The organism is Luteitalea pratensis (assembly GCF_001618865.1).
Classification (GTDB): domain Bacteria; phylum Acidobacteriota; class Vicinamibacteria; order Vicinamibacterales; family Vicinamibacteraceae; genus Luteitalea; species Luteitalea pratensis.
Genome location: NZ_CP015136.1, coordinates 5885941 through 5909098, shown reverse-complemented (window position 1 = coordinate 5909098; position 23158 = coordinate 5885941). Strand labels below are relative to the sequence as shown.

At 67.9% G+C, this 23158-nt stretch carries 19 protein-coding genes; 14 read left to right on the top strand and 5 right to left on the bottom strand.

What is annotated here, in order from left to right:
* Nucleotides 1–42 precede the first annotated feature (42 nt).
* Nucleotides 43–822, bottom strand: coding sequence for an ABC transporter permease (locus LuPra_RS24870; RefSeq protein ID WP_157899630.1), 780 nt, complete (start codon nucleotides 820–822; stop codon nucleotides 43–45).
* A gap of 17 nt (nucleotides 823–839) precedes the next feature.
* Here LuPra_RS24870 and LuPra_RS24865 point away from each other — a divergent pair, with 17 nt between their 5' ends.
* The 3 genes from LuPra_RS24865 to rfbD are packed head-to-tail and all read left to right on the top strand — an operon-like array spanning nucleotide 840 to nucleotide 4089.
* Nucleotides 840–1970 carry a DegT/DnrJ/EryC1/StrS family aminotransferase gene (locus LuPra_RS24865; protein WP_234800539.1) on the top strand — a complete coding sequence of 377 codons (1131 nt, stop codon included), beginning with the start codon at nucleotides 840–842 and terminating at the stop codon, nucleotides 1968–1970.
* Nucleotides 1971–1975: 5 nt separating this feature from the next.
* Nucleotides 1976–3256 carry a dicarboxylate/amino acid:cation symporter gene (locus LuPra_RS24860; protein ID WP_110173258.1) on the top strand — a complete coding sequence of 427 codons (1281 nt, stop codon included), beginning with the start codon at nucleotides 1976–1978 and terminating at the stop codon, nucleotides 3254–3256.
* Entirely contained in the window at nucleotides 3253–4089 is an 837-nt protein-coding gene (rfbD, locus tag LuPra_RS24855) for a dTDP-4-dehydrorhamnose reductase (protein ID WP_110173257.1), read from the top strand. The genes LuPra_RS24860 and rfbD overlap by 4 nt, the downstream gene beginning before the upstream one ends.
* A gap of 173 nt (nucleotides 4090–4262) precedes the next feature.
* Here the strand turns inward: rfbD and LuPra_RS24850 are convergent, their stop codons facing one another.
* From LuPra_RS24850 to LuPra_RS24840, 3 genes are all read right to left on the bottom strand, one after another.
* Nucleotides 4263–5297 (bottom strand): PEP-CTERM sorting domain-containing protein, encoded by a 1035-nt coding sequence (locus LuPra_RS24850; protein WP_157899629.1) that lies wholly within the window; start codon nucleotides 5295–5297, stop codon nucleotides 4263–4265.
* 188 nt (nucleotides 5298–5485) lie between these two features.
* Nucleotides 5486–6787, bottom strand: coding sequence for a hypothetical protein (locus LuPra_RS24845; RefSeq protein WP_110173255.1), 1302 nt, complete (start codon nucleotides 6785–6787; stop codon nucleotides 5486–5488).
* Nucleotides 6784–7242: a hypothetical protein gene (locus tag LuPra_RS24840; RefSeq protein WP_157899628.1), complete on the bottom strand. Its 459-nt coding sequence runs from the start codon at nucleotides 7240–7242 to the stop codon at nucleotides 6784–6786. Before LuPra_RS24840 ends, LuPra_RS24845 begins: the two co-directional genes overlap by 4 nt.
* Nucleotides 7243–7290: 48 nt before the next feature.
* Here LuPra_RS24840 and LuPra_RS24835 point away from each other — a divergent pair, with 48 nt between their 5' ends.
* Together LuPra_RS24835 and LuPra_RS24830 are read left to right on the top strand one after the other, a co-directional pair.
* On the top strand, nucleotides 7291–9252 hold the full coding sequence (locus tag LuPra_RS24835) for a glycosyltransferase (protein WP_162472821.1): 1962 nt from the start codon (nucleotides 7291–7293) through the stop codon (nucleotides 9250–9252).
* A complete protein-coding gene (locus LuPra_RS24830) occupies nucleotides 9233–10963 on the top strand; it encodes a class I SAM-dependent methyltransferase (protein ID WP_157899627.1) in 1731 nt (576 codons plus the stop codon). The genes LuPra_RS24835 and LuPra_RS24830 overlap by 20 nt, the downstream gene beginning before the upstream one ends.
* Here LuPra_RS24830 and LuPra_RS24825 read toward each other — a convergent pair.
* The gene (locus LuPra_RS24825) at nucleotides 10960–12345 is read right to left on the bottom strand and encodes an ABC transporter ATP-binding protein (protein ID WP_110173251.1); all 1386 of its coding nucleotides are present in this window, start codon (nucleotides 12343–12345) and stop codon (nucleotides 10960–10962) included. The two genes, LuPra_RS24830 and LuPra_RS24825, sit on opposite strands and share 4 nt — an antisense overlap.
* Nucleotides 12346–12501: 156 nt before the next feature.
* Here LuPra_RS24825 and gmd point away from each other — a divergent pair, with 156 nt between their 5' ends.
* The 9 genes from gmd to LuPra_RS24785 all read left to right on the top strand — a co-directional run bounded on the left by gmd (nucleotide 12502) and on the right by LuPra_RS24785 (nucleotide 23157).
* Complete coding sequence (gmd, locus tag LuPra_RS24820; protein ID WP_110173250.1) at nucleotides 12502–13491, top strand: GDP-mannose 4,6-dehydratase; 990 nt, start codon at nucleotides 12502–12504, stop codon at nucleotides 13489–13491.
* Nucleotides 13492–13622: 131 nt separating this feature from the next.
* Nucleotides 13623–16196 (top strand): hypothetical protein, encoded by a 2574-nt coding sequence (locus LuPra_RS32270; protein WP_157899626.1) that lies wholly within the window; start codon nucleotides 13623–13625, stop codon nucleotides 16194–16196.
* A 121-nt stretch (nucleotides 16197–16317) separates the two neighbouring features.
* On the top strand, nucleotides 16318–17043 hold the full coding sequence (locus LuPra_RS32265; protein WP_157899625.1) for a class I SAM-dependent methyltransferase: 726 nt from the start codon (nucleotides 16318–16320) through the stop codon (nucleotides 17041–17043).
* Between the two features lie 112 nt (nucleotides 17044–17155).
* Nucleotides 17156–17908 (top strand): dolichyl-phosphate beta-glucosyltransferase, encoded by a 753-nt coding sequence (locus tag LuPra_RS24810; protein WP_110173248.1) that lies wholly within the window; start codon nucleotides 17156–17158, stop codon nucleotides 17906–17908.
* A 99-nt stretch (nucleotides 17909–18007) separates the two neighbouring features.
* Nucleotides 18008–18967, top strand: coding sequence for an NAD-dependent epimerase/dehydratase family protein (locus LuPra_RS24805; RefSeq protein ID WP_110173247.1), 960 nt, complete (start codon nucleotides 18008–18010; stop codon nucleotides 18965–18967).
* A 23-nt stretch (nucleotides 18968–18990) separates the two neighbouring features.
* A complete protein-coding gene (locus LuPra_RS24800) occupies nucleotides 18991–20301 on the top strand; it encodes a UDP-glucose dehydrogenase family protein (protein WP_157899624.1) in 1311 nt (436 codons plus the stop codon).
* Entirely contained in the window at nucleotides 20298–21170 is an 873-nt protein-coding gene (locus tag LuPra_RS24795) for an SDR family NAD(P)-dependent oxidoreductase (protein ID WP_110173245.1), read from the top strand. The genes LuPra_RS24800 and LuPra_RS24795 overlap by 4 nt, the downstream gene beginning before the upstream one ends.
* Nucleotides 21152–22177: a Gfo/Idh/MocA family protein gene (locus LuPra_RS24790; protein WP_234800538.1), complete on the top strand. Its 1026-nt coding sequence runs from the start codon at nucleotides 21152–21154 to the stop codon at nucleotides 22175–22177. The genes LuPra_RS24795 and LuPra_RS24790 overlap by 19 nt, the downstream gene beginning before the upstream one ends.
* Nucleotides 22174–23157, top strand: a complete 984-nt coding sequence (locus LuPra_RS24785; protein WP_110173244.1) for a GHMP family kinase ATP-binding protein — start codon at nucleotides 22174–22176, stop codon at nucleotides 23155–23157. Before LuPra_RS24790 ends, LuPra_RS24785 begins: the two co-directional genes overlap by 4 nt.
* Nucleotide 23158 lies beyond the last annotated feature (1 nt).

The window sequence follows — 23158 nt, the reverse complement described above, 5'->3', positions numbered from 1 at the left end:
TGGTGGCCTTGAAATTGTGAAATTGTGAAATCTTGCAATTCTCTATACGTATTCGGCGAACCGCTTCTGGGCGCGGCCGAAGACCGTCCAGCCGGTGGCGAGGGAGACGGCGGCGAGCACCGCGAGCAGCGCAAACGTCGCCAGCGACGGCACCGCATGCTTCGTGACGATGTCCTGGTACGCGGTGACGAAGTGCAGCATCGGGTTGAACTGCAGCCACCGGCGGAGGTTTGCCGGGGCGAGGCTGGCCGCATAGATGATCGGCGTCAGCCAGAACCACACCTGCAGGGCGACGTCGAGCAGATGGCGGGCGTCGCGCACGAACACATAGGCCGTGGCGAGCAGTAGCCCGAGCCCGGCGGTGAAGGCCGTCTGCAGCACCACGACCGGCAACAGCGCCACCCACGCAAACGACAATCCGGCCCCCATGATCAGCGCCGTCGGTACGAGCACGGTGTACATCAGCGCGAACTGCACGAGGGCAGAGGCCACCGCGGCCAGGGGCAAGACCGCCCGCGGGAACGCCACCTTGCGGACGAGCGTGCCGTTGTCGGCAATCGAGCTGGTCGCCGCCGAGAGTGCGCTGGCGAAGTACATCCACGGCAGCAGGCCACTCAGGAGGAACAGCGGGAAGCGCTCGATGGGCACGCGCACCACGTACCGGAATGCGAGCGTGTACACAGCCACCATCACGAGCGGGTGCAGCAGCGACCACGCCACGCCGAGCAGGGAGCCCTTGTACTTGACGGTGAGATCACGCTGGACGAAGCCGCGGAGCAGGCCGCGGTAGGCCACGAGGGCACGGAGATCGTTGGCCGCCACGGCGGGCCGAGTGTAGCATGCAGCCAGTGATGCAGGTGCCGCTGCTCGACCTCGCTGCCCAGTATGCCCCGATCCGGGACGCCGTCGTCGAGGCCGTCACCCACGTGGTCGATACGCAGAAATTCATCCTCGGTCCGGAGGTCGAGGCCTTTGAAGCGGAAGTGGCGGCTTACCTCGGCGCGAGCCATGCGATCGGCGTGAGTTCGGGCACCGATGCCCTGCTGGTCGCGATGATGGCACTGGACCTCGGGCCTGGCGACGAGGTCATCGTCCCGACGTACTCGTTCTTCGCGACCGCGGGCTGCGTCAGTCGCACTGGCGCGACACCGGTGCTGGTCGACATCGAGCCCGTGAGCTGCAACCTCGACATCGACGCCGTGCGCCGGGCCATCACGTCGCGCACCAGGGCCATCGTGCCGGTCCATCTGTACGGCCAGGCTGCCGACATGGGGCCGCTGGTCGCGCTGGCGTCCGAACACGGAGTCGAGGTCATCGAGGACGCCGCACAGGCGATCGGCGCCACGCTGGACGGCCAGGCGCTCGGGACGCTCGGGCGTTTCGGCTGCTTTTCGTTCTATCCGAGCAAGAACCTTGGCGCGGCCGGTGACGCCGGGCTCGTCACCGTCAAGGACGACGAGATGGCCGCGCGAGTGCGGCTCCTGCGTGTCCATGGCGCGCAGCGGACGTATCACCACGAGAAGGTCGGCGGGAATTTCCGGATGGCGGCGATCCAGGCGGCGGTGTTGCGGGTCAAGCTGCGGCACCTCGAGGCCTGGACCGAAGCGCGCCGGCGCAACGCCGATCGCTATCGCCGCCTGTTCGCCGCGATCGCGCCGGACTCACCGGTGCTGTTGCCGGTGCAACTGCCCGGGCGGCGGCACATCTACAACCAGTTCGTCATCCGTGCCGCACGCCGCGACGCGCTGCGCGATCACCTGCGCTCGCATGGCGTCGGGTGCGAGGTCTACTACCCGGTGCCCTTCCACCTGCAGCCCTGTTTCGCGTATCTCGGTGTGCCGGCCGGCGCGCTGCCGGAGGCCGAGCGGGCGGCGGCCGAAACGCTGGCGCTGCCCATCTACAGCGAACTCGACGAGGCGCAGCAACAGTACGTGGTCGAGACCATCGCCGCGTTCTACGCGAAGGCGTGAAGCCCATGGCGAGGATCGAGATCGAGGCGCCTGCTGCCCCAGCGGCGATTCCTGCGGCCGGTCCGTCATGGTGGCCGGGCGCGACCACGCAGATCTTCCTCGGCCTGGCCATCGGCGTCGCGCTCGGCGCCATCAGGCCGGACGTTGCGGTGACGATCAAGCCGCTGGCCGACGCGTTCCTGCGGATGATCAAGATGATCATCGCGCCGCTGCTCTTCAGCACGCTTGTCGTCGGCATCGCCGGCACCGGCGACATGAAGGCCATGGGCCGCATCGGCCTCAAGGCGCTGGTCTACTTCGAGGTGGCGACGACCATCGCGTTGTTCCTGGGGCTGGGCCTCGTGAACTGGTTCCAGCCCGGCGCAGGGGTCAGCGTTGCCGGCACGGCGACGACCGACGTCGCGGTGATGGCCACGCGGCAGCAGTCGGTCACCGAGATCTTCCTGCACCTCTTCCCGACGTCGATCTTCGACGCCATGGCACGTGGCGACATCCTCCAGGTCGTCGTCTTCGCGTCCTTCTTCGGGGTGGCGCTGGCGGGCATCGGCGAGAAGGGACGTCCCGTCCTCGAGTTCCTGGAATCGGTCGCGCAGGTGATGTTCAAGTTCACCGCCTACGTGATGATGTTCGCGCCGCTCGGCGTGATGGCCGCCATGGCCGCCACGGTCGGTGGCCGCGGTCCCGGCATCCTGCTCACGCTCGGCAAGCTGGTGGGCGTCATGTACCTCGGGTTGTTCGTCTTCCTGTTCATCGTGATCGGCGGTGTCGCGCTGCTGATCCGCGTGCCGTTCTTCACGTTCCTGCGGGCCATTCGCGAGCCGTTCCTGATCGCGTTCACCACCGCGAGCTCCGAGGCCGCGCTGCCCAAGGCCCTCGAGGTGATGGCGCGCTTCGGCGTGCCACGCAACATCGTCGGATTCGTCCTGCCCACCGGCTACAGCTTCAATCTCGATGGGACGACGTTGTACCTCTCCATCGCGAGTGTGTTCGTGGCGCAGTTGGCTGGGCTTCAGATGTCCCTGGGGCAGCAGTTGATGATGATGTTGACCCTGATGCTGACCAGCAAGGGCGTTGCGGGAGTGCCTCGCGGCGCGCTCGTCGTCCTGACGGCGGCGCTCGGCACCTTCGGCCTGCCGCTCGAAGGCGCGGCCATCCTTCTCGGTATCGATCAGATTCTCGACATGGGGCGGACCGCCGTGAACGTCACGGGCAACTGCCTGGCCACCGCGGTCGTGGCGCGTTGGGAAGGCGTGCTCGACGACCGGCAGATCGAGCAATTCCGATGAAACTGCTGGTCGTCGGTGCCGCGGGACAGCTCGGGAGCACGTTTGCCGCCACGCCCGGGCACGACGTGGTCGGGCTCACGCGAGCCGACGTCGATGTCACCGATCGGGATGCGCTGCTTGCCGCCGTCGAGCGCATCCAGCCCGATGTCCTCGTCAACTGCACGGCCTACAACAACGTCGACGGCGCCGAGGACGATGCGTCGACGGCGCTCGCTGTCAACTCGATGGCGGTACGGTCGATGGCCGCCGCGGCCGCCAGGACAGGCGCCACCTTCGTGCACTACAGCACCGACTTCGTGTTCGATGGCGAAGCCTCGTCGCCGTATCTCGAAGGGGATCGCGCCCGTCCGGTGAGCGTCTACGGGTGTTCCAAGCTGCTCGGCGAGTGGTTCGCCCGCGATGCGCCGCGCTGGTACGTGCTCCGCGTCGAGAGCCTGTTCGGCGGTCGCCATGCCCGCAGCAGCGTCGACAAGATCGCCGCCGCGTTGCGCGACGGCCGTTCGACGCCGGTGTTCAGGGACCGGATCGTCACGCCGAGTTACGTGGGTGACGTACGGGATGCGACGCTGGCGCTGCTCGCACGCGACACGCCGTCCGGCGTCTTCCATTGCGTGAACAGCGGACACGGGACCTGGGCCGACGTCGGCCGCCACATCGCGGGATTGCTCGGCGCCGATCCGGCGCTGCTGATGCTCACGTCCGTGAACGACGTCAGGTTGAAGGCCAAGCGGCCCGTGTATTGCGCCCTGGACAACCACAAGCTGGCCGAAGCCGTGGGCTGGCCGCTGCCGACGTGGCAGGACGCGGTGTCGCGCTACGTGACCACCCTCTGAGCCGACGACGGGCGCAAGGCCCTCAGCCGCGCCGCGACAGCCTGTGGCCCGCAGACAAATGAAATCGGCACCAACGACGGGAGGTCACTGGTGCCGACGAACGGTCGCCGACGCGGCCGGTACTGCAAGGCGGCCAGCGCGGGGGAGCCGCAGGCCGCCGTTCCTTGTCCTGGCTAGCGGGCCCGGCGCCGCGCCCAGGACGCGGCGAGGAGACCGGCGCCCAGGAGCGTCAGCGTCGCCGGTTCCGGCACGTCGGTTGGGTCGTCAGGCGCCTTGAAGCTCAGGATCAGGTCGTTGTAGTCGTAGTCGGAGCAGGGCTGCAGTCCGCGGTTCGAGCAGAAGGCATTCGTGATGCTGCCCAGCTGATCCTCCAGCCCGAGCCAGTAGCGGCCGCTCCCGTCGGCGAACAATGCGAATTGCTGCCGCCTGATGGCGTTGAAGAAATCGGCGAATTCGAGTTCGTCGTCGAGGTTTTCCCGCAGAAAGCTCAGGAGGTCGAGGCCAGATGTCGGGTCGGTGAAGTAGGAGAAGTAGCCGCCGACGCGATTGAACCGGGACTCGGTGAAGAACAGGATTTCCTTGCCCGGGGTATCGCCGTACCGCGTGTTCCGGTAATACAAGCCGAAATCGGGCGGGATGAGGGCTGAAACCGTGCCGTCCGCCATGATGCTGCCGTCGTTGGCACTGTAGGGGCCCGATGGCCGCCCGGCCTTGGGCAACAGGCTCGTGCGGTTGTTGGGGTTACCGGCCTCGTACCAGCCGAATTCCACGGTGTTGTCCCACGCCGACAACTGGAACAGCACCGAGAAGTCCAGCGCCCAGGGCCCAACTGAAGTGAAGTAGAAGTTGTCCGGGATGCTGCCGTCGCTCGTGCCCAGATACCGCATGTTCCCGGCGTTGGCCTGGATCGGGTTGGTCAGTTGCTGGTACGGGTTGCCCCCGACCGGCGCCGAGAAGCCCCTCCAGTCGCACCCGCCGCCGAAAATGATTGCGCCCGCCGTACACGGACTGGCGATGCCGTTGCCCTGCGTCCAGCTGTCGTAGGACCTGTTGTCCCAGAAGCCTGCACCTCCGGCACCGTTGGAGGAGCCTGCGGCCACCTGCCTGAAAGCAAGGTCGGGGAACAAGGCGACGCTGCCTGCGCTTGCGGTGCCGGGAAGGCTGACCGTAAGGGCGGCTGCAACAAGAAACGCAAAATGTTTGGTCATGGACTTTATGGCCCGGGGGGGCGCCATCCTAGTCATTGCAACCACGGTGCCACCTCAACGGAAAGAGCCGACGTCTGCCCGGAATCGCAGTGGTCGCGCCACAAACCAAGGGAAACGATGCCCCGCGAGAGCGCCAGATCGCGGAGCGGTTCGCGATCCAAGGCCGATAGTCAGTGTTATTGGCGACTTTAGTTCTGTTTTTGCGAACTACCGGCGCCGAAACAGGCGACTACTATCGAAGGTACAATCGCACCAGTTAGACGCGGGACAGTGACATTTAGGTGCATGCTCACGTCTGGCCAGTCGGAACCTACAAAGGCCAAAGCACTTACAGCCGAGACGGTGAGCACGATCCCCGTTTCTGGACCAGGCAGGGTACGTCGCTGGAGGACCGCCAGGAGAGTCAAGCTCGGCCATAAAACTCCCCAGGTGCGGATATTGGCAAACTCGGACAAGTAAGCGGTCACGATCGGCCGGAGCCGTGCCACCGACGTGGCGACGCCGTGCCACTCGTAGGCCATCCCACTCGACGCGCCTGCGCCGATGGTCCATGCCTGCCAACCGAGGGCAAGTGCCAGCGCGGGGCCGGCAAAACAGATCCGGCGCCACTCACGCCCATACCGCGCACACACGACGGCCGCACCCAGGACGGCCACCGATCCCTCCTGCTTGGTCGCCGCAAGCGCCGCGGCGACGATCGCGAGCAGCGGCCACCACGCGCGTGCCGCGGCGTGGTCGCTGCGCCACAGCAGCCATATCAGGGCCGCCAGCAACCCGGCGACGGGACCGTCACCGTAGCCGCTCGTGAAACTGCCCTCGCCGATCAGGAGGCGGGGCGCGGACGCGATCACCATCACGGCGGCCACCGTCCACGAGGCCGATCCGGACCGCTCGAGGACCGCGGCCGCCACCAGCAGCAGGATCGCCGCGCACCATGCGGCGGGCAGCGCCTTCATCGCCCGCTCGTCCTCGACCGGCTGCCACAACCGCACCCATGCCATCGCCAGCGGCACGTGCAGCGGGTAGTCGGGCGCGGTCCATGAGCGTGTCGGGTCGGCGAGGGTCGTCGTCGGCATGGTCCCCGAACCCGCCGCGAGGATGCGCGCCTTCTGGTACCACACGACCGTGCCGTCCCACCCGAGGTGCGTGCGTCCGGCGATCCAGGCGCTCCAGCCGATCGCCAGGACGAGCGTCACCATCACCAGCGCCGGTGTCCGCGCGGCCACCGGTAACTGTTTCCACCGTCGCCTCGAGCCCCAGGCGAAGCCGCCGAGGGCGAGTCCGGCGATACACGGCACCGAGAGATGCGCCGTCACACCGGCGTTCCCTGCGATTAACAGCGCGGCGCCGACGGTGAACGGACCAACCAGGCCGGCCAGCGCCAGCCATGCGACCCACGGCAGCGAGTGAGAGCGGGGCCAGGCGAGCGCCACCACGCCACCCCCGGCCGCCCAGCTCACGGCAATCGCGGCGAGTACCCGTCCGGTCACGGCGGCGGCGTCGCGGCGCAGAGTGCCGCGACGTCCTGGGGTGGGGGCGAGGCGCTGGCGCGCAACGGCGTGGCGACTGCCGGAAACAGGTCGATGCGCCAGGTGAGCCCGGGCATGGGGTGTGGCGACCGGAACTGTTCCAGGTGCGGCGAGGGCTCGCAGGCGACGTAACTCACGCGACGAGGCCAGAGCCGCATGGACAGCACGAAATAGGCGCTGGCGAGTTGATCGCCTGGCGCGTGGCCGACGACGACGCCTGGTGACAGGGGCAGCGCGTGATCGAGTGCGTCGATGCGCTGCGCGGCGTCGGGCAGCGGCAGCGCCTGCATCAGGACATCACTGCTTGGTGAACGGCCAGCTTCACTGCCGGGCAACGCCGGCCACAGGAGGGAGAGCGGCCAGGCCTGGCTGCCGATGATCACGATGACGAGACACAGGAAGCGGCGCGGCATCACGGGCGACGCCCCCTCGCGTGCGCGCCGCGGATGGTAGCATGCGCAAGCATGAACTCAGACCGTCCGCAGGATTGCGCCCCGGAGGTGAGCGTGATCATTCCGACGGTCTCGCAGGCCGCGCATCTTGCGGCCTGTCTCGGCGCCCTCCGGCACGCCCACGCCGACAGCCCCACCCCGCCCGACGTCATCGTTGTCCTCAACGGCGCCGACACCGCGGTCCGCGACGTGGCGCACGCCGCCAGTGGGGTGCGAATCGTGGACAGTCCGACCAATCGCGGTTTTGCCGGTGGCTGTCATCTCGGCGTGCGAAGCAGCGTCGCACCATTCATCGCCTTCCTGAATGACGACGTCCTCGTCTCGCCGGGATGGCTCGAGCCATTGCTCCAGACCATGGCGGAGCGCCCACGGGCCGGGGCGGTCGGGCCGCGGGTGATCGGCGGTGACGGGCTCGTCCAGGAAGTCGGTTCGATCATCTGGCGGGACGGCACCACTCGCCCGTTTGGCCGCGGCACGTCGCGGGCCTCGCTCGCGTGGCGCTGGCGTCGTCGCGTCGACTACTGTTCGGCGTGTGCGCTGCTGGTGCGCCGCGAGGCCTGGGATGCCGTCGGCGGCTTCGACGAGCAGTACCATCCCGCGTACTACGAGGACGTCGACTTCTGCCTGGCGCTGGATCTCGTCGGCCTGGAGGTCTGGGTGGACCCGCGCAGCGAGGTGATCCACGCCGAGTCGGCAAGCTCCTCGTCACACTTCAAGCAGTTCCTGTTTGCCCGCCATCACCAGCGACTGGTCTTGCAGCGCGGGGCATTGCTGGAGTCGCGCGTGGCGGCGCCGACCGAGGCTGCCCATGTGCCGTTGGCCGAGGCGGCTGCGGTGGCGCGCCTCGAGGGGACGGGGCCTCGCGTGCTCGTGGTCGACGATCGGGTGCCGAGCCATGGGATCGGCTCCGGTTTCGATCGGATGGCCGACATGCTGCACGGGCTGGCTGACTGTGGCGCGCGCGTGCGCGTCCTGCCAACCGAACTCGAGGCCAGGTTCGTGCCGTCCCTGGCTGGCGCCGGGATCGCCGTGGTGGACGGTGGTGACGAGGCTTTCGAGCGCGAGGTCGGCGCCAGCGACGTCGTCATCGTGTCGCGCCCCAACAACGCACGCCGCGCATGCACCCTCTTCGAACGACTCCCGCCGGAGCGGCGGCCGCGGCTGGTGTACGACGCCGAGGCCCTCTATCACCGCCGACTGCTGCGGCAGGCTGGCCTCGCTGACGACGACGCCACGGCGTCCTTGCTGAGGACGCAGGCGGCGGCGTGGCTCGAGGCGGAGATCGCGATTGCCGGCTGCGCCGACGAGATCGTCTGCGTGTCCCGCGACGAAGCCGCGTTCTTCGAAGCCCATGGCGCACGGCGCGTGCGGGTGATGACACCATGGCTGTGTCGTGCCGCGCCGACCGAGGCCTCGCTGGCCGGACGCGCCGACATCGCCTTCGTCGCCGGCTGGCTGGCCGGCGCGAGTTCCCCCAATGGCGACGCGCTCGAGTGGTTCGTCACGGAGGTGTTGCCGCTGGTCGTCGCCGAGGTGCCGTGGGCGCGTGTGCGCGTGACCGGTTCGTTGCCCGCGCCGCTGGATCGGTTCGAGGGCATGCACCTGCATGCGGAGGGCTTCGTCCCGGATTTGGCGGACTTCTACCGCCGCGTGCGGGTGGCAATCGCGCCACTGCGGTTCGGCGCAGGCGTCAAGCTCAAGACCGTCGAGGCCTTGCAGTACGGCGTGCCGGTGGTCGCGACTACCGTTGGCGCCGAGGGTCTCGAGGGCCTGCAGGGTGAAGTCATTGCGGTGCACGACGATGCGGTCGCCTTTGCGGCGGCGGTCGTCGCGCGATTGCGCGACGTCGATACCTGGCGCGCACATCGTGCGGCCATCGATCGCGCGATGGCGGGTGTGCCGACCTCCACGGACTGGGCTGCCTGGCTCGTGGACACGACGATGGAGGGCGCCGATGTCCGTCATCCGGTATAGCCGCGAGGTCGATCTCGCCGATCTGAACAACGCTCACACCTTCGCCGTGCTCGCAGTGCCGCCGGGCAGCCGGGTGCTGGATCTGGGCGCCGCCGACGGTTCTGTCGCCCGCGTCCTCCAGTCGCGCGGGTGCGCCGTGACCGCGGTGGAACGCGATGCCGCCGGCGTGCAGGCGCTCGCGGCACACGGCATCCCGTTCGTGCGGGCCGATCTCGACGCGCTCGACGAGGACGACCTGCCGCGCCGCGAGTTCGACGTGATCCTGCTGCTCGACGTCCTCGAGCATCTCGTCGACCCGGCGGCGCTGCTGGCCCGCGTACGGTCGTGGCTCGCGCCGGGTGGACGACTGCTGATTTCCCTGCCCAACGTCGCGCACGCCGCCGTGCGCCTCTCGCTCCTGCACGGGCGCTTCCCGCGTACCGACACCGGGCTGCTCGATCGGACGCACCTGCATTTCTTCGATCGGTCGCAGCTGGACCTGCTCCTGACGGGGGCGGGCCTGCACGCGCTCGACGTGCTGACGATCGAGAAGATGGTCACGGAAACGGAATTGCCGATGTCGTCCGAGGACGTCCCGGCAAGTGTCATCGAGATGATCGCTGCCGATCCGCTCTCGCGCGTCTACCAGTTCTTCGTCGTCGCCGTGCCCGGAGCGGGATCGCCGCCCGGTGGCGGGCTCCTTCAGGCGGTCGTCAGCCGCCTGCGGAATGTCGAGAGCACATACCGCGCCCTCGAGGACCACGCCATCCGCACCGAGGCCGACGGCACCGCACGCCTCGACGCCGCGACCAGCGAGTTGCGTCGCGTCGGCGAGTACGTGGTGCATCTCGAGACGCAGGTCCGCGATCTCGGCACACGATTCGAAGCCCAGGGGCGCGAGCTGGGCGCGCAGTTGCAGGCGCAGGCGCTGGAGCACGACGTGCGCCTCGCCGGCCAGGAACGCGCGTCGAGGGAGCAACTCGAGGCGCTGCGGCTCGAGTCTGGTGCACGACTCGAATCACAGGCACACGAGCTGGGCGCGCAGTTCGACGCACGCGAGCGCGATCTGAGCACACGACTCGAAACGCGGGAGCGTGAGCTGGGCGCCCAACTCGAGACGCAGCAACGTGACCTGCGCACGCAACTCGAGGCGCTGCGGCTCGAGGCTGGCGCACGACTCGAATCACAGGCACGTGAGCTGGGCGAGCACTTCGATGCACGCGAGCGTGGCCTGCGTGCCCAACGCGAACGCCTGGAGCGTGAGGTGGAGGTGGCGCGCGACGCGTTGCACGCGCTCGAGAACCTGCGTGAAGAGGGGCGCGAGCAGATGGCTGCGCGCCTGGCCGACCTGGCTGCGGATCGCGACATGCTCTGCCGGCAGCTGGGCGAGCGGATGGCGGAACTGCGGCAGGCGCACGAGACGGCCGTGGTGCTGCTGCGCGACGTGGCGGTGCAGCGCGAGTTCGCCGCGGCGCTGGCCGCCCAGGTCCCGGAGATCGCCGCCCGCGGTGGCGAAGCGCGGGTGCTCGCCGACCTCGACGAGTACAGGGTGGTGGCTCCGACGCCGGCGTCGGCCGCTGTCCTGGCCGGCGAGGCCGCGGAGTTCCGTCGATTGCAGCAGGCCCTTGCCATCAGGGCGCTGGCGCGGCTGGATGGGATCGCGCGCCGCACGCCGCGGTTGCGTGGTGCTCTCCGTGCTGTCGCGCGGCGCCTGGCTGGCGCCAACCGTTAGCGGTCCGTCGTGTCGTATGCGATGACCCACGACGCGTCGACGTCGATGCCCACCATGCCCGTCGCCCCGCCTGGCCACGCGGACGTGAAGTGCCAGGCCTCGTGACGCCACTCGTGGTGCACGTGGTCCGCCTGCGTGCCGTCGGCGATTGCCACCGCGACGAGGTATTCGCCCGGGAAGAGTCGCGGCATCACGAAGCGGAAGCGCGCCACGAGGGTGTCGGCGTGCCTCGGTGCCGCGGTGACCGCTGCCAGCGTGTTCTCGCCGAACAGCTGCTGGCCGAGCCGGTCCTTCACGTAGAAGCCGACGACAGGCTGCCGAAGCCAGCCGACTCCGGCCGCTTCGACAAACAGCGTCAGGCGCTCGCCGCCACGCACGGACGCGACGAGGCTGCCGGTGTCGTCCACAAGGCGAACGTCGGCGATGCGCGCCTTGCCCAAAGTGCCCCCATGCTCTGCGCCGTCGTCGCCCGCTGATGCCGCGCGGGCGGCAGCCTGCGGCGTTTCAGGGCCCGCCGTGAGGTCTTCTGGCCGACTCCCGACTCCCGCTTCCCGACTCCCGACTCCCGACTCCCGACTCCCGCTTCCCGGCGACGGAGCACCGATCATCGAATCGAAGTACGCCTCGGTGACATCACGCGGGGGGCCATCCATGCGAAGCCGACCCCGATCGAGCCAGATGACCCGCTGGCAGAGGCGCTGCACGGCCGGAAGATCGTGGCTGACGAACAGGAGGGTGCCGCCGGCGGCCCGGAAGCGCTCGAGGTGTGCCAGGCATTTCTGCACGAAACGGATGTCACCCACTGCCAGCGCCTCGTCGACGATCATCACGTCGGCATCGACGTGAGCCATCACCGCGAAGGCCAGGCGCACGTACATGCCGCTCGAGTAGGTGCGGACCGGTTGATCGAGATAGGCGCCGATGTCGGCAAACGCGGCGATGGCGTCCTCGCGAGAGGCGACCGTGGCCTCGTCGAGACCATGCAGCAGCCCGCTGAGCCGCACGTTCTCGCGTCCGGTCAGGTCGGCCGCAAAGCCGGTGCCGAGTTCGAGGAGCGCGCCGATGCGCCCAGACGTCCGGACCAGCCCGCCCGACGGCGCCAGCGTTCCGCACAGCACATGCAGGAGCGTGGACTTGCCGGATCCGTTGGCGCCGATGAACCCGACCGACTCGCCCCGACCCACCGCGAACGACACATCCCGGAGCGCCCAGGTCCTGGTGCCGATCGCGTCGCGCCGTTGCCGTGCCCGCGTTCCCAGCCCGGGCAGGCGTGCGGCCGCCGACCACAGTGCGTGACGCGCACGAGCCTGGTCGCTTGGGAAGATGTCGAACGCGCGGTCGAGTCCCTGGACGTCGACAGCGGGCGCGGCCGGACCGGTCATCCGCGTCAGCCTAGCGCACCTCTCTCCGGCTGCGGCTGTCGAGCACTGGGACCCGGGCACCTTGGGGTACACTAGGTCGGTTTGAGCGGCCCTCCTGACGCTCGGTATTCCATGCCCGGCGGCCAGTCAGCACGTGGCACCGGTTCTCGACCTCACATGTCACAGACCGCAATCATCACGGGTATCACCGGGCAGGACGGGTCCTACCTGGCCGAGTTCCTCCTCGACAAGGGCTACCGCGTCGTCGGCGTTGTCCGCCGCTCCTCGGCCCCCAACCTGTGGCGCATCGAACACCTGCTCGACCGGGTCGAACTCCGGTCCGCCGACCTGCTCGACCAATTGTCGCTGGTCCGGTTGATGGACGAGGTGAGGCCCGACGAGTTCTACAACCTCGCCGCCATGTCGTTCGTGCCGGCCTCATGGGACACGCCGTTGCTGACCGGCGAGTTCAACAGCCAGGGCGTGACCCGCGTGCTGGAGGCGATCCGGCACGTCAAGCCCGACACGCGGATGTACCAGGCGAGCTCGAGCGAAATGTACGGCAAGGTGCGCGCGGTGCCGCAGAGCGAGGACACGCCGTTCCATCCGCGTTCGCCGTATGGCGTCTCGAAGGTCTTCGGGCACTACATCACGGTGAACTATCGTGAGAGTTACGGGATGTTTGCCTGCTCGGGGATCCTCTTCAACCACGAATCGCCGCGGCGCGGCCTCGAGTTTGTCACCCGCAAGGTGACCGACGGTGTGGCCCGCATCAAGCTCGGTCTGGCTGACAGCCTGCCGCTTGGCAACCTCGACGCACGGCGCGACTGGGGTTTCGCTGGCGACTACATCAAGGCGATGTGGCTGATGCTGCAGCAGGCCACGCCCGACGACTACGTGGTCGCCACGGGCGAGACGCATCCGGTCCGCGAACTGGTCGAGATCGCGTTCGGGCACGTCGGCCTGGACTGGGAGCGTTACGTCAAGGTGGACGCGCGGTTCCTGCGGCCGGCCGAAGTGGACCTGTTGATCGGGGACCCCACCAAGGCGCGAACGCAACTCGGGTGGACGCCGGACGTCGACTTTCCGGCCCTGGTGAAGATGATGGTCGAGGCCGACGTCGCGCGGCTCGAGAAGGCAGCGGTGCCGGCGCAGCCACTGGCGTGAGCGTCATCGGGATTGCCGTCCCGAACCTGAACCAGGGCAGGTTCCTTGCGCAGCGAAGGAATTCAGCTCTCTGCGATCGACCCCATGGTGGTGTTGGACCGGGTCCAGCGGTCCACTGAGGTCGAGAGAAGATGAGTGACGGGCAGTTCCTTCCTTCGCTACTGGTGTACCTGCTGACCGCGGGCGTGATGACAACAGCCGGCGTCGGTCTGCTGGCCAGCTGGCCAGGCCTCTCCTGGCGTCAGCGACTGTTCGCAGCTCCGCCCGCGACGCTGGCTTTCTGGTCTCTCGTGCTCGGGATGAGCGCCACGATGGCCGTGCGTGTCAGCGTGGTCGTGGCGCCCCTCTGGGCCGTGACGGTGGTCCTCTCCCTCCGAGGGCTGGGCGAACTGCGCCGCAACCGCAGCCTCCTCACCGGACGGCCCTGCTGGGCCCTGGTGGCGTGCCTGGCAGTCCCGGCGGTCACCCTGCTTCCCTACTTCGTCTTCGGACTCGACGACTATCCCGGGAGCCGGTTTCCCGACGGCTGGTCTTATGCCTCCTACGGCCAATATCTCTGGACGTTTCCGCGCGGCACCGGGGGCGACCTAGGGCCCGTGTACGAGTTCGCGTTTCATCTTGCGAACACGCGGCATGTGGGAAGCAGCCTGCTCGGCTTGCTGTCGTGCCTGACGAGCCCGGGGGATACGCAACGCGCCGCCGGCCTCCTGTTGGCCGTAGTGCTGTTCAGCTTCGCCTCGGCCTGCCTCCTGGTTGCGGAGGTCCGTGCGCTGGCCCACGAGCACCGCATCCTGTTCGTCCTTTGTACGGTGGGGTCGGGCTGGGTGTTGAACGCCGTTGACCTGACCAATTACGACAACCTCGTGGCACTCAGCGCATGGCCGGCGATGACGGCCTTGGTCTGGGTCTCGCCGCTTGCATCATCGGCCGTCTGGATCGGCCTCGGCGCGTGGCTGGCGGCGATGATCTACGCCTATCCGGAATTCGGCATGGTCATGGGCTCGGCGTGGGCGTTGTCGGCCGCCTGGCAGGTATGGCAGGTGCGGGCCCCGGGCACGGTCAGCCGCGCGTTGCTCGGGGCTGCCACCACGCTCGTGCTGCTCGGACCGAACATCCCGACGATGATGCGGTTCTTCGTCAGCCAGGCGTCAGCTGGCCTGTCGTCGGGAGTCCGTCCGGGTGCCGGCGGCTTCCTGGCGCTGCTCATCCCACGTCACGTCCTGAATGGCCTGTGGGGGCTGGGTGGCGAGCATCAGTACCTGCGCTTGTTCTGGCCGCGCACGTTCGTCGCCATCCTGCTGACGTCCCTGCTCCTTGCCGGACTCGTGCGCTGGGCCCGTCGTCGTGAGTACGGCCTCCTCGCCGCTGCGGTGATTCCCTTGGGGGGCGGGTTGATCTTCTTGTTCGTGCAGGCTTACCCGTATGGGGCCTTCAAGATGATCCTGTCGGGCTGGTGGGTGGTGCTGCTTGCATCGACCGAGGCGGTCCCTTCGTTCGCGCTGCATCGACGGCGGCTGCTGGCCAGTGCGTGCGCGCTCGTGTTGCTCGCCATTCCGGTGATTGCCGGTGGCCGCTCGATGCTTCCCCTCGTCAGGGAAGGACAGCTGACGACCATGCGCGACTTCCGGGTCGCGGAACACGTGGCCTCGTTGGTGGGGGACAAGCCGATCGGCGTGTTCGTCGAGGACGCCGAGGCCGAGCACTGGGCGACGTACTTCCTTCGCGACGTCAAGATGCGCCTCGGCACGACGCGAGGGTATTTCGACCTGGACCACGTGCGACGCTCCGTGGAGTCGGATGCGCTGCCCTGGTCTGCCGTTCAGTACCTGCTCACGGATGCCTGGGATCCCGGGCCGGTCGTCGAAGGCGGCGGGTGGACGCTGGCCTGGCAGAGCAGACGATACCGGCTGTGGGCGACAGACCCGCAAGGCTGGGCGGTGGTCACCCGGAGCTCGACGCCCAATGGGTTCGAACAAGGGGGTGGACGACAGACCTTCTGGATGGGCGGGGGCGCCACGACGTTCACCGTGGTGACGCCCCAGGCTGGCTGTCTCGTCTGGTCCGCCAGGATCTTTCCCGGGCCCCGTGTCAGTGGCCCGACACGGCGCCTCGAGGTGACTTACGCTGGGGAGACACCGCGGATCGTCATCGTCACGCCTCCCGAGTTGCAGCTGCAGGTGCCGGTGCGAGCAGGTACCTCGACTGTCAGTTTTCTTCCCATGGATGCGGCCAACGTGCCGTCGGCGACTGCGGACCAACGTGAACTCATTCTCGGCGTAGCGGACCTCTCCGTCGGCCTGCGCGCAAATCCATCGAAGGTTGTCGCGGTGGAGAACCCCAACGGCATGGAGGCCCTGAACGGACAGCCATTCTTCTGGCTTGGCCGCGACGCGGCTGTCGTCGATGTGTCGGCGCGCGAGCCGGCATCGGTGGTACTCACCGGGGTTGCCATGCTCGGCCCCTCGGTGTCGGGCAAGCCGGTTCGCCGCCTTCGCATCACCGCCGGCGGGGCGTCCTACGAAACGACACTGGGGAACGGCGCATTCGCCCTGCCTGTGCATGTACCCGCGGGCACCTCTCGAGTCTGGTTCGAGGCACTGGATGAGTCGAACGTCCCGACCCTGTCGAATGGCGACCGCCGCACACTCCTGCTGGGCATTCACGACCTGCAGGTCAGCTCACCGCAGGACTGCGCGACGCCCTGACGTCGCGCGACGCGCGTTGGCCTTCGTGGCCATGGCGACATACACTACGCGGCACGCACGTGGAGGCGGCGCTCTCCGCTTTCGTGCCAGAGATTGGCATCGCATACTGCAGAACGAACAGATGCCCAAGGATTCCAGCCTGCCGACGTGGCCCAAGCATCCTCCCGTCCTGAACGCCGCGCAGGAGGCGGCGCGCGAGGGGTTCATGAAGCTCTGGCACGAGGAGCTTCCTGCGAAATATGGCCTGATCGAGAAGTTCAACCACGGTGCCGTTGCAACGCTGCCAGTGCGCGAAGGCACCCGCACACTCGAGGTCGGCGCGGGGCTGGGCGCCCATAGCAAGTTCGAAGATCTGCAGCGTCAGGACTACTACTGCCTCGAGTATCGTCAGGAGTTCTGCGACGAGCTCGCGAAGGCCTTCCCGGCCGATCGTGTCGTCTGTGGCTCCATCGAAGCACGCCAGGTGTGGACTGACGGTTTCTTCGACCGCATCGTTGTGATCCACGTACTCGAGCATCTACGGAATCTGCCGCTGGCTCTGGCCGAGATGCACCGCCTGCTGCGGCCCGGAGGGTATCTGGACGTGGTCATGCCGTGCGAAGGTGGCCTCGCCTACGGACTGGCGCGCAAGATCTCAGCAGAGCGGCTGTTCCGGAAACAGTTTCGGATGGATTACACGCCGATCATCCGGAACGAACATGTCAGCAGCCTTGAAGAGATCCTGGTGGAATTCGACAAGTACTTCGACATCGCGTGGCGGTCATACTTCCCCCTGCCCATACCGGTGCAGACGTTGAATCTCTGTGTGGCAGTTCGAGCCGTGCCGCGCAGGGACATGACGGAATAAGGGGCGGGAGTCGAGGCGGCTGTGGCACAACGGCCCAGATGATCGGACGGGCCGGGACCATCTGCTAGAGTAGGGACGTTTGCCGAGCAGACCGCGCCCGGCCTAGCTATCCATGCCCGCCATAAGTCTGGTCATCCCCGCGTACAACGAAGCCGAGCGCATCGTCGGCACGGTGACCGATGCGCTCGAGTATTTCGAGCGCAAGGGGTTGGCGTCGGAGATCATCGTCTCTGCCGACGGCACGGACAGCACTCGTGAACTGGTGAGCGCGCTTGCCGCCGCGCGTCCGGGCATCGTCGTCATCGGGTCTCCCGAGCGTCGCGGCAAAGGTCGCGGCATCCGGGAGGGTGTGGCCCTCGCCACCGGCGACATCATCGGCTTCACGGACGCCGACAACAAGACGCCGATCGACGAACTCGACAAGGTGCTGCCCCTGCTCACGGGCGGGGCCGACCTCGTCATCGGGTCACGCGCCGGCGAGGCCGCGCTCATCGAGCGGCCCCAGAAACTGTACCGGCGGGTCGGCTCGCGCGGTTTCGCGTTGTTCATGCACGCCGCGGTCGGCCTCAACGGCATTGCCGACACGCAGTGCGGCTTCAAGTTCTTCCGCGGCGATGTCGCGCGCGACCTGTTCACACGACAGCAGATCGACGGCTACATGTACGACGTCGAGATCCTGTATCTCGCCAAGTGCGCAGGCTACCGCCTCGAGCAGGTGCCGGTCCGCTGGCGCGACGATGGCGACAGCCGGCTGGACCTGATCGCGGGTAACGTCCGCAATGTCCGCGACGTGCTGTCGGTCCGCTGGATGCACCGGAGGGCGGCGCCGCGACGGGTGCCCGTGCCGTCCTCGTCGCGTCCGTGACCATCGGTACGGCCGCTCCCGGATTCAGTACCTGCGGTTTTTCGAGTGGCCGTCGGCATCGATCGGATGCTGGCGATCCACGAGCCCTGAGGAGGGCGCGTGCAGCGAGTGTGCGTGACCGGCGCTGCCGGTTTCATTGGTAGCAACCTCGTGGACCGGCTGCTGGCCGCCGGCCACGACGTCGTGGGCTACGACAATCTGAGTACCGGGCTCGGCGAGTTCCTCGAGCCGGCGAGGCAGTCGGAGCGGTTCCGCTTCGTGCGGGGCGACGTGCTGGATCTCGAGACGCTGACCGCGGCGATGGCGGGATGTGATTTCGTCTTCCACCTGGCGGCCAACGCCGATGTCAGGTTCGGCACGCAGCATCCCAGGCGCGATCTCGAACAGAACACGATTGCCACCTACAACGTCCTCGAGGCCATGCGCAGCGCCGGTGCGCGCCGCATCGCGTTCTCGTCGACGGGTTCCATCTACGGCGAACCCGACGTCTTCCCGACGCCAGAGACGGCGCCGTTTCCCATCCAGACGTCGCTGTATGGGGCCAGCAAGCTGGCCGGGGAGGGGTTGCTCGCGGCCTATGCGGCCGGTTTCGGCTTCCAGGCGTACATCTTCCGGTTCGTCTCGATCCTCGGTGAGCGCTACACGCACGGGCACGTGTTCGACTTCTTCAACAAGCTGCGGACGGACCCGTCGCGGATCCAGGTCCTCGGCAACGGGCGACAGCGCAAGAGCTACCTCTACGTCCAGGACTGCATCGACGCGATGCTGGCCGTGACCAGCAAGGCCGAGGCGCCCGTGAACGTCTACAACCTCGGCACGAAGGAGTACGTCGAGGTCAACACGTCGCTCGATTACATCTGCGAAGCGCTCGGCGTGCAGCCGGTTCGCGAGTACACCGGCGGCGAGCGCGGCTGGATTGGCGACAGTCCGTTCATCCTCCTCGACACCGAACGGGTCAACAGCCTCGGCTGGGAGCCCCGCCTGACGATTCGCGACGGCATCCTGCGTACCCTGGCGTATCTGCAGGACAACACGTGGCTGCTGGAGCGTCGCGCATGAGGCCCGAGGGGGCTACTCCGGCGGTGAGCGAATCCTTCGTCCCCCGCGTCGCCGTCGTCGGGTTGTGGCATCTCGGATCGGTGACCTCGGCTTGCCTCGCCTCGCTCGGGATTGCCACGCTGGGCTTCGATCCGCAGGCCTCGGTGACCGAAGGCCTGTCGCGAGGAGAACCCCCGCTGCACGAACCGGGATTGGCCGACCTCGTGAAAGCGGGGCTCGCTGCCGGACGACTGCGGTTCAGCAGCGACCCGGCGGCGCTGGCAAGCGCGCCGTTCGTGTGGGTGGCATGGGACACGCCGGTCGATGATCAGGATCGCGCCGATGTTGGCGCCGTGCTGCAAGGGGTGGAGGCGCTGTTCCCGGTGCTGCATCCCGAGGCGCTGGTCATCGTGTCGTCGCAGGTGCCCGTGGGATCGGTGGCGCGTCTCGAGAAGGCCTATCGCCGCACCCTGCCCGAGGGCGGTGCGACTTTTGCGAGTAGCCCCGAGAACCTGCGCCTGGGCAAGGCCATCGAAGTGTTCACGCGTCCAGACCGGGTCGTCTTCGGCGTAAGGACCTCCGGCGACGCTGACAGGATTCGCGAGCTGCTCGCTCCCCTCGCCGCGCCCCTCGAGTTCATGCGCGTCGAGTCCGCGGAACTGTCCAAGCACGCCATCAACGCGTTCCTGGCCACATCGGTCGTCTTCATCAACGAGCTGGCGCGCCTTGCCGAGCGCAGCGGCGGAGATGCCCGCGAAGTCGAGCGCGCGCTGAAGACCGATGTTCGCATCGGGTCCAGGGCGTACGTCAAGCCCGGAGGTGCATACGCCGGCGGAACGCTGGCGCGCGACATCGGCTACCTGATTGCGCAGGGCCAAGCGGTTGGTGTCGAGACGCCGCTCTTCGACGGCGTTCGGGCCAGCAACGATGCGCATCGCGGGTGGGCGCTCGCGGCGCTGCGGCTTCTGTTGCCGTCACTGCGCGGCGCGAGGATCTCCATCCTCGGCCTCACTTACAAGCCCGGCACCGATACCCTTCGTCGGTCGTCGGCGGTGGAGTTGTGCGAGGGCCTCGTTGCCGAGGACGCGCAGGTGACGGCGTTCGATCCGCTGGTGCGGGCTGGCGCCGATGGCTTGCCAGCCGGCGTCCGTCTCGTCGGCGACGCCAGTGCCGCGCTTCTCGACGCCGACGCCGTGGTCGTGGCCACCGAGTGGCCGGAGTTCCGGCAAATCACGGCCGACACGTTCGCAGCCACCAGGACGTCGACGCCGGTGCTCGATGCTTCGGGTTTTCTGGCGACGGCCCTGCAGGGTGACCGGCGTCTGCAGTACGTGACGGTGGGGACAGCGGAATGACACTGCAAGGTGTGCGCGCGCTGGTGACCGGCGCCAATCAGGGGTTCGGCGAGGCCGTGGCGCGCCGGTACGTGCAGGAAGGCGCGCGGGTCTTCCTATGCGCGCGAAACGCGGCACGGCTCGACGAGTCGGGCCGGGCGCTGCAGGCTCTCGCGGCGTCGCCGGACATGGTGCAGTGGATGCCTGCCGACGTGAGCCGTCCGGCCGACGTCGAGGCGATGGTCGCGGCCGCCGTGTCGGCCTTCGGCGGACTCGACGTGCTCGTGTGCAATGCCGGCGTGTACGGGCCGAAGGGGCCGATCGAGACCGTCGACTGGCAGGAGTGGTCCGACGCCATCACCATCAACCTCGGCGGCGCGGTGCTGTGCTGCCGTGCGGCCCTGCCGCACATGCGGGCCCAGGGACACGGCGCCATCGTGCTCCTGTCCGGTGGTGGCGCGACAAAGCCGATGCCGTTCCTCAGTGCCTACGCGGCGTCCAAGGCGGCCCTGGTCCGTTTCGGCGAGACGCTCGCCGAAGAAGTGGCCGACGCAGGCATCACGGTGAATGCCGTCGCTCCTGGCGCGCTGAACACGCGTTTGCTCGACGAGGTCCTGGACGCCGGCGCCGAGCGGGTGGGCGAGGCGTTCTATGCGCAGGCGCTGAAGCAGAAGGCCTCTGGCGGCACGCCGCTGGACCGCGGCGCGGAGTTGTGCGCCTTTCTGGCGTCACCGGCGGCGCGCGGCGTCAGCGGCCGTTTGATCAGCGCGGTCTGGGACCCGTGGGCCGAATTGCCGCAGCTGGCCGAGCAGCTTCGCGGATCGGACATCTACACGCTGCGGCGCATCGTGCCCGAGGATCGCGGCAAGCAATGGGGCACTCCCTCGTGAACGTCGGCATCGTCGGGTGCGGGTTGATCGGGCGCAAGCGCGCGGCCGTGATCCGTGCGCCGCATCGCCTGGTGGCAGTGGCGGACCTGCACCACGAGCGCGCGGCAAGCCTGGCGGCGCAACATCCCGGATGCGTCGTGGCAGCGGCGCCACTCGACGTCATCGCCAATCCGGACATCCAGCTCGTCGCTCTGGCCGCCACCAACGATGCGCTGGCGGCGCTGGTCGGCGCGGCGATCGACGCTGGCAAGCACGTGATCGTCGAGAAGCCGGCGGCACGACGCAGCGTCGAACTCGAACCCCTCGTGGCCACGGCGCACGCACGCGGTCTGGTCGTCAAGGTGGGCTTCAATCACCGCTTCCATCCGGCGTTCGTGAAGGCGCGCGAGATCTGGGAGTCGGGGACGTGCGGTCCGTTGATGTTCATCCGCGGCAGGTACGGCCAGGGCGGCCGGTTGGGAATGGAGAGGGAGTGGCGTGGCACACCAGCCATCTCCGGGGGCGGCGAGATGCTGGATCAGGGCGTGCACCTGATCGACCTGGCGCGCTGGTTCGCCGGCGAATTCACCTCGGTCCAGGGACAGGTGAGCCGCTACTTCTGGAACTGGGAGGTCGAGGACAACGGCTTCGCTCTGCTGCGGACGCCCGGCGGACAGATCGCGTGGCTGCAGGCCAGCTGCACGGAGTGGAAGAACCTGTTCTCCTTCGAGATCTATGCCCGCGACGCGAAGCTGCACATCGAGGGTCTTGGGGGCAGCTACGGGACCGAACGCCTGTCGGTCTACCGCATGTTGCCGCAGATGGGGCCACCCGAGACCACGATCCACGAGTACCCCGGCGCCGACGCGTCCTGGGACGCCGAGTTCGCGCACGTGCTCGACTGCATCGCCACTGGCACGCCCGTGAACGGTGGCCTCGAGGATGCCGTCGCCGCACTGCGCATCGTCGAGACGCTGTACGCCATGTCGCCCGCGCTCGGTGAGCCGCTGGGCGCCGTCAAGTCATGATCATCACGCGCAGTCCCCTACGCATCTCCCTCGGTGGCGGCGGCACGGACCTGCCGTCGTACTACCGCGAGCACAGCGGCTTTGTCGTCGCCGCGGCCATCGACAAGTACGTCTACATCACGGTGCACCGCACGTTCGTGCCGGAGCTGATCGTGAAGTACTCGAAGCTCGAACGCGTCGAACGGGTCGAAGACGTGCAACACCCGATCGTACGGGAAGCGATGCGCATGACGGGGGTCGAGGCGCCGTTTCTGGAAATCGCCAGCATGGCGGACATTCCGGCGGGGACCGGGCTCGGCTCGTCGGGCAGCTTCACGACGGCGCTCCTCAAGGCCCTGCATGCGCACCGCAAGCACCTGGTCCATCCCGAGGAGCTCGCCGAACAGGCTTGCGAGATCGAGATCGACAAGCTCGGCGAACCGATCGGCAAGCAGGACCAGTACATCGCGGCCTACGGCGGCCTGACCTGCTTCCGCTACCTGCCCAACGGCAAGGTCGAGGCCTGGCCGCTGAAGGTCGCGCCGGACACGGTGTACGAACTCGAAGACAACCTGTTGCTGTTCTTCACCGGCTACTCGCGATCTGCGTCGGCGATCCTCCAGGAGCAGGACACCAAGAGCAAGGACAACGACCGCGAGATGGTCGCCAACCTGCATTTCATCAAGGAGCTCGGGCGCGAGAGCAAGGAGGCGCTCGAGGCCGGGAATCTGCACCACTTCGGCGAGTTGATGAACGTGCACTGGGAGCACAAGAAGAAGCGCTCCGCGAATATGAGCAACCCGCACATCAACGCGTGGTACGACCTGGCGCGCGAGAACGGCGCGGTGGGGGGCAAGCTGATTGGCGCCGGCGGTGGCGGGTTCCTGATGTTCTATGCCGAGGACAAAGCGCGGCTGCGGCGGGCGCTGCGTGAGGCGGGCCTGCAGGAGGTGCGCTTCCGCTTCGACTTCGAAGGCACCGCCGTCGTGACGCAGTCCTGAT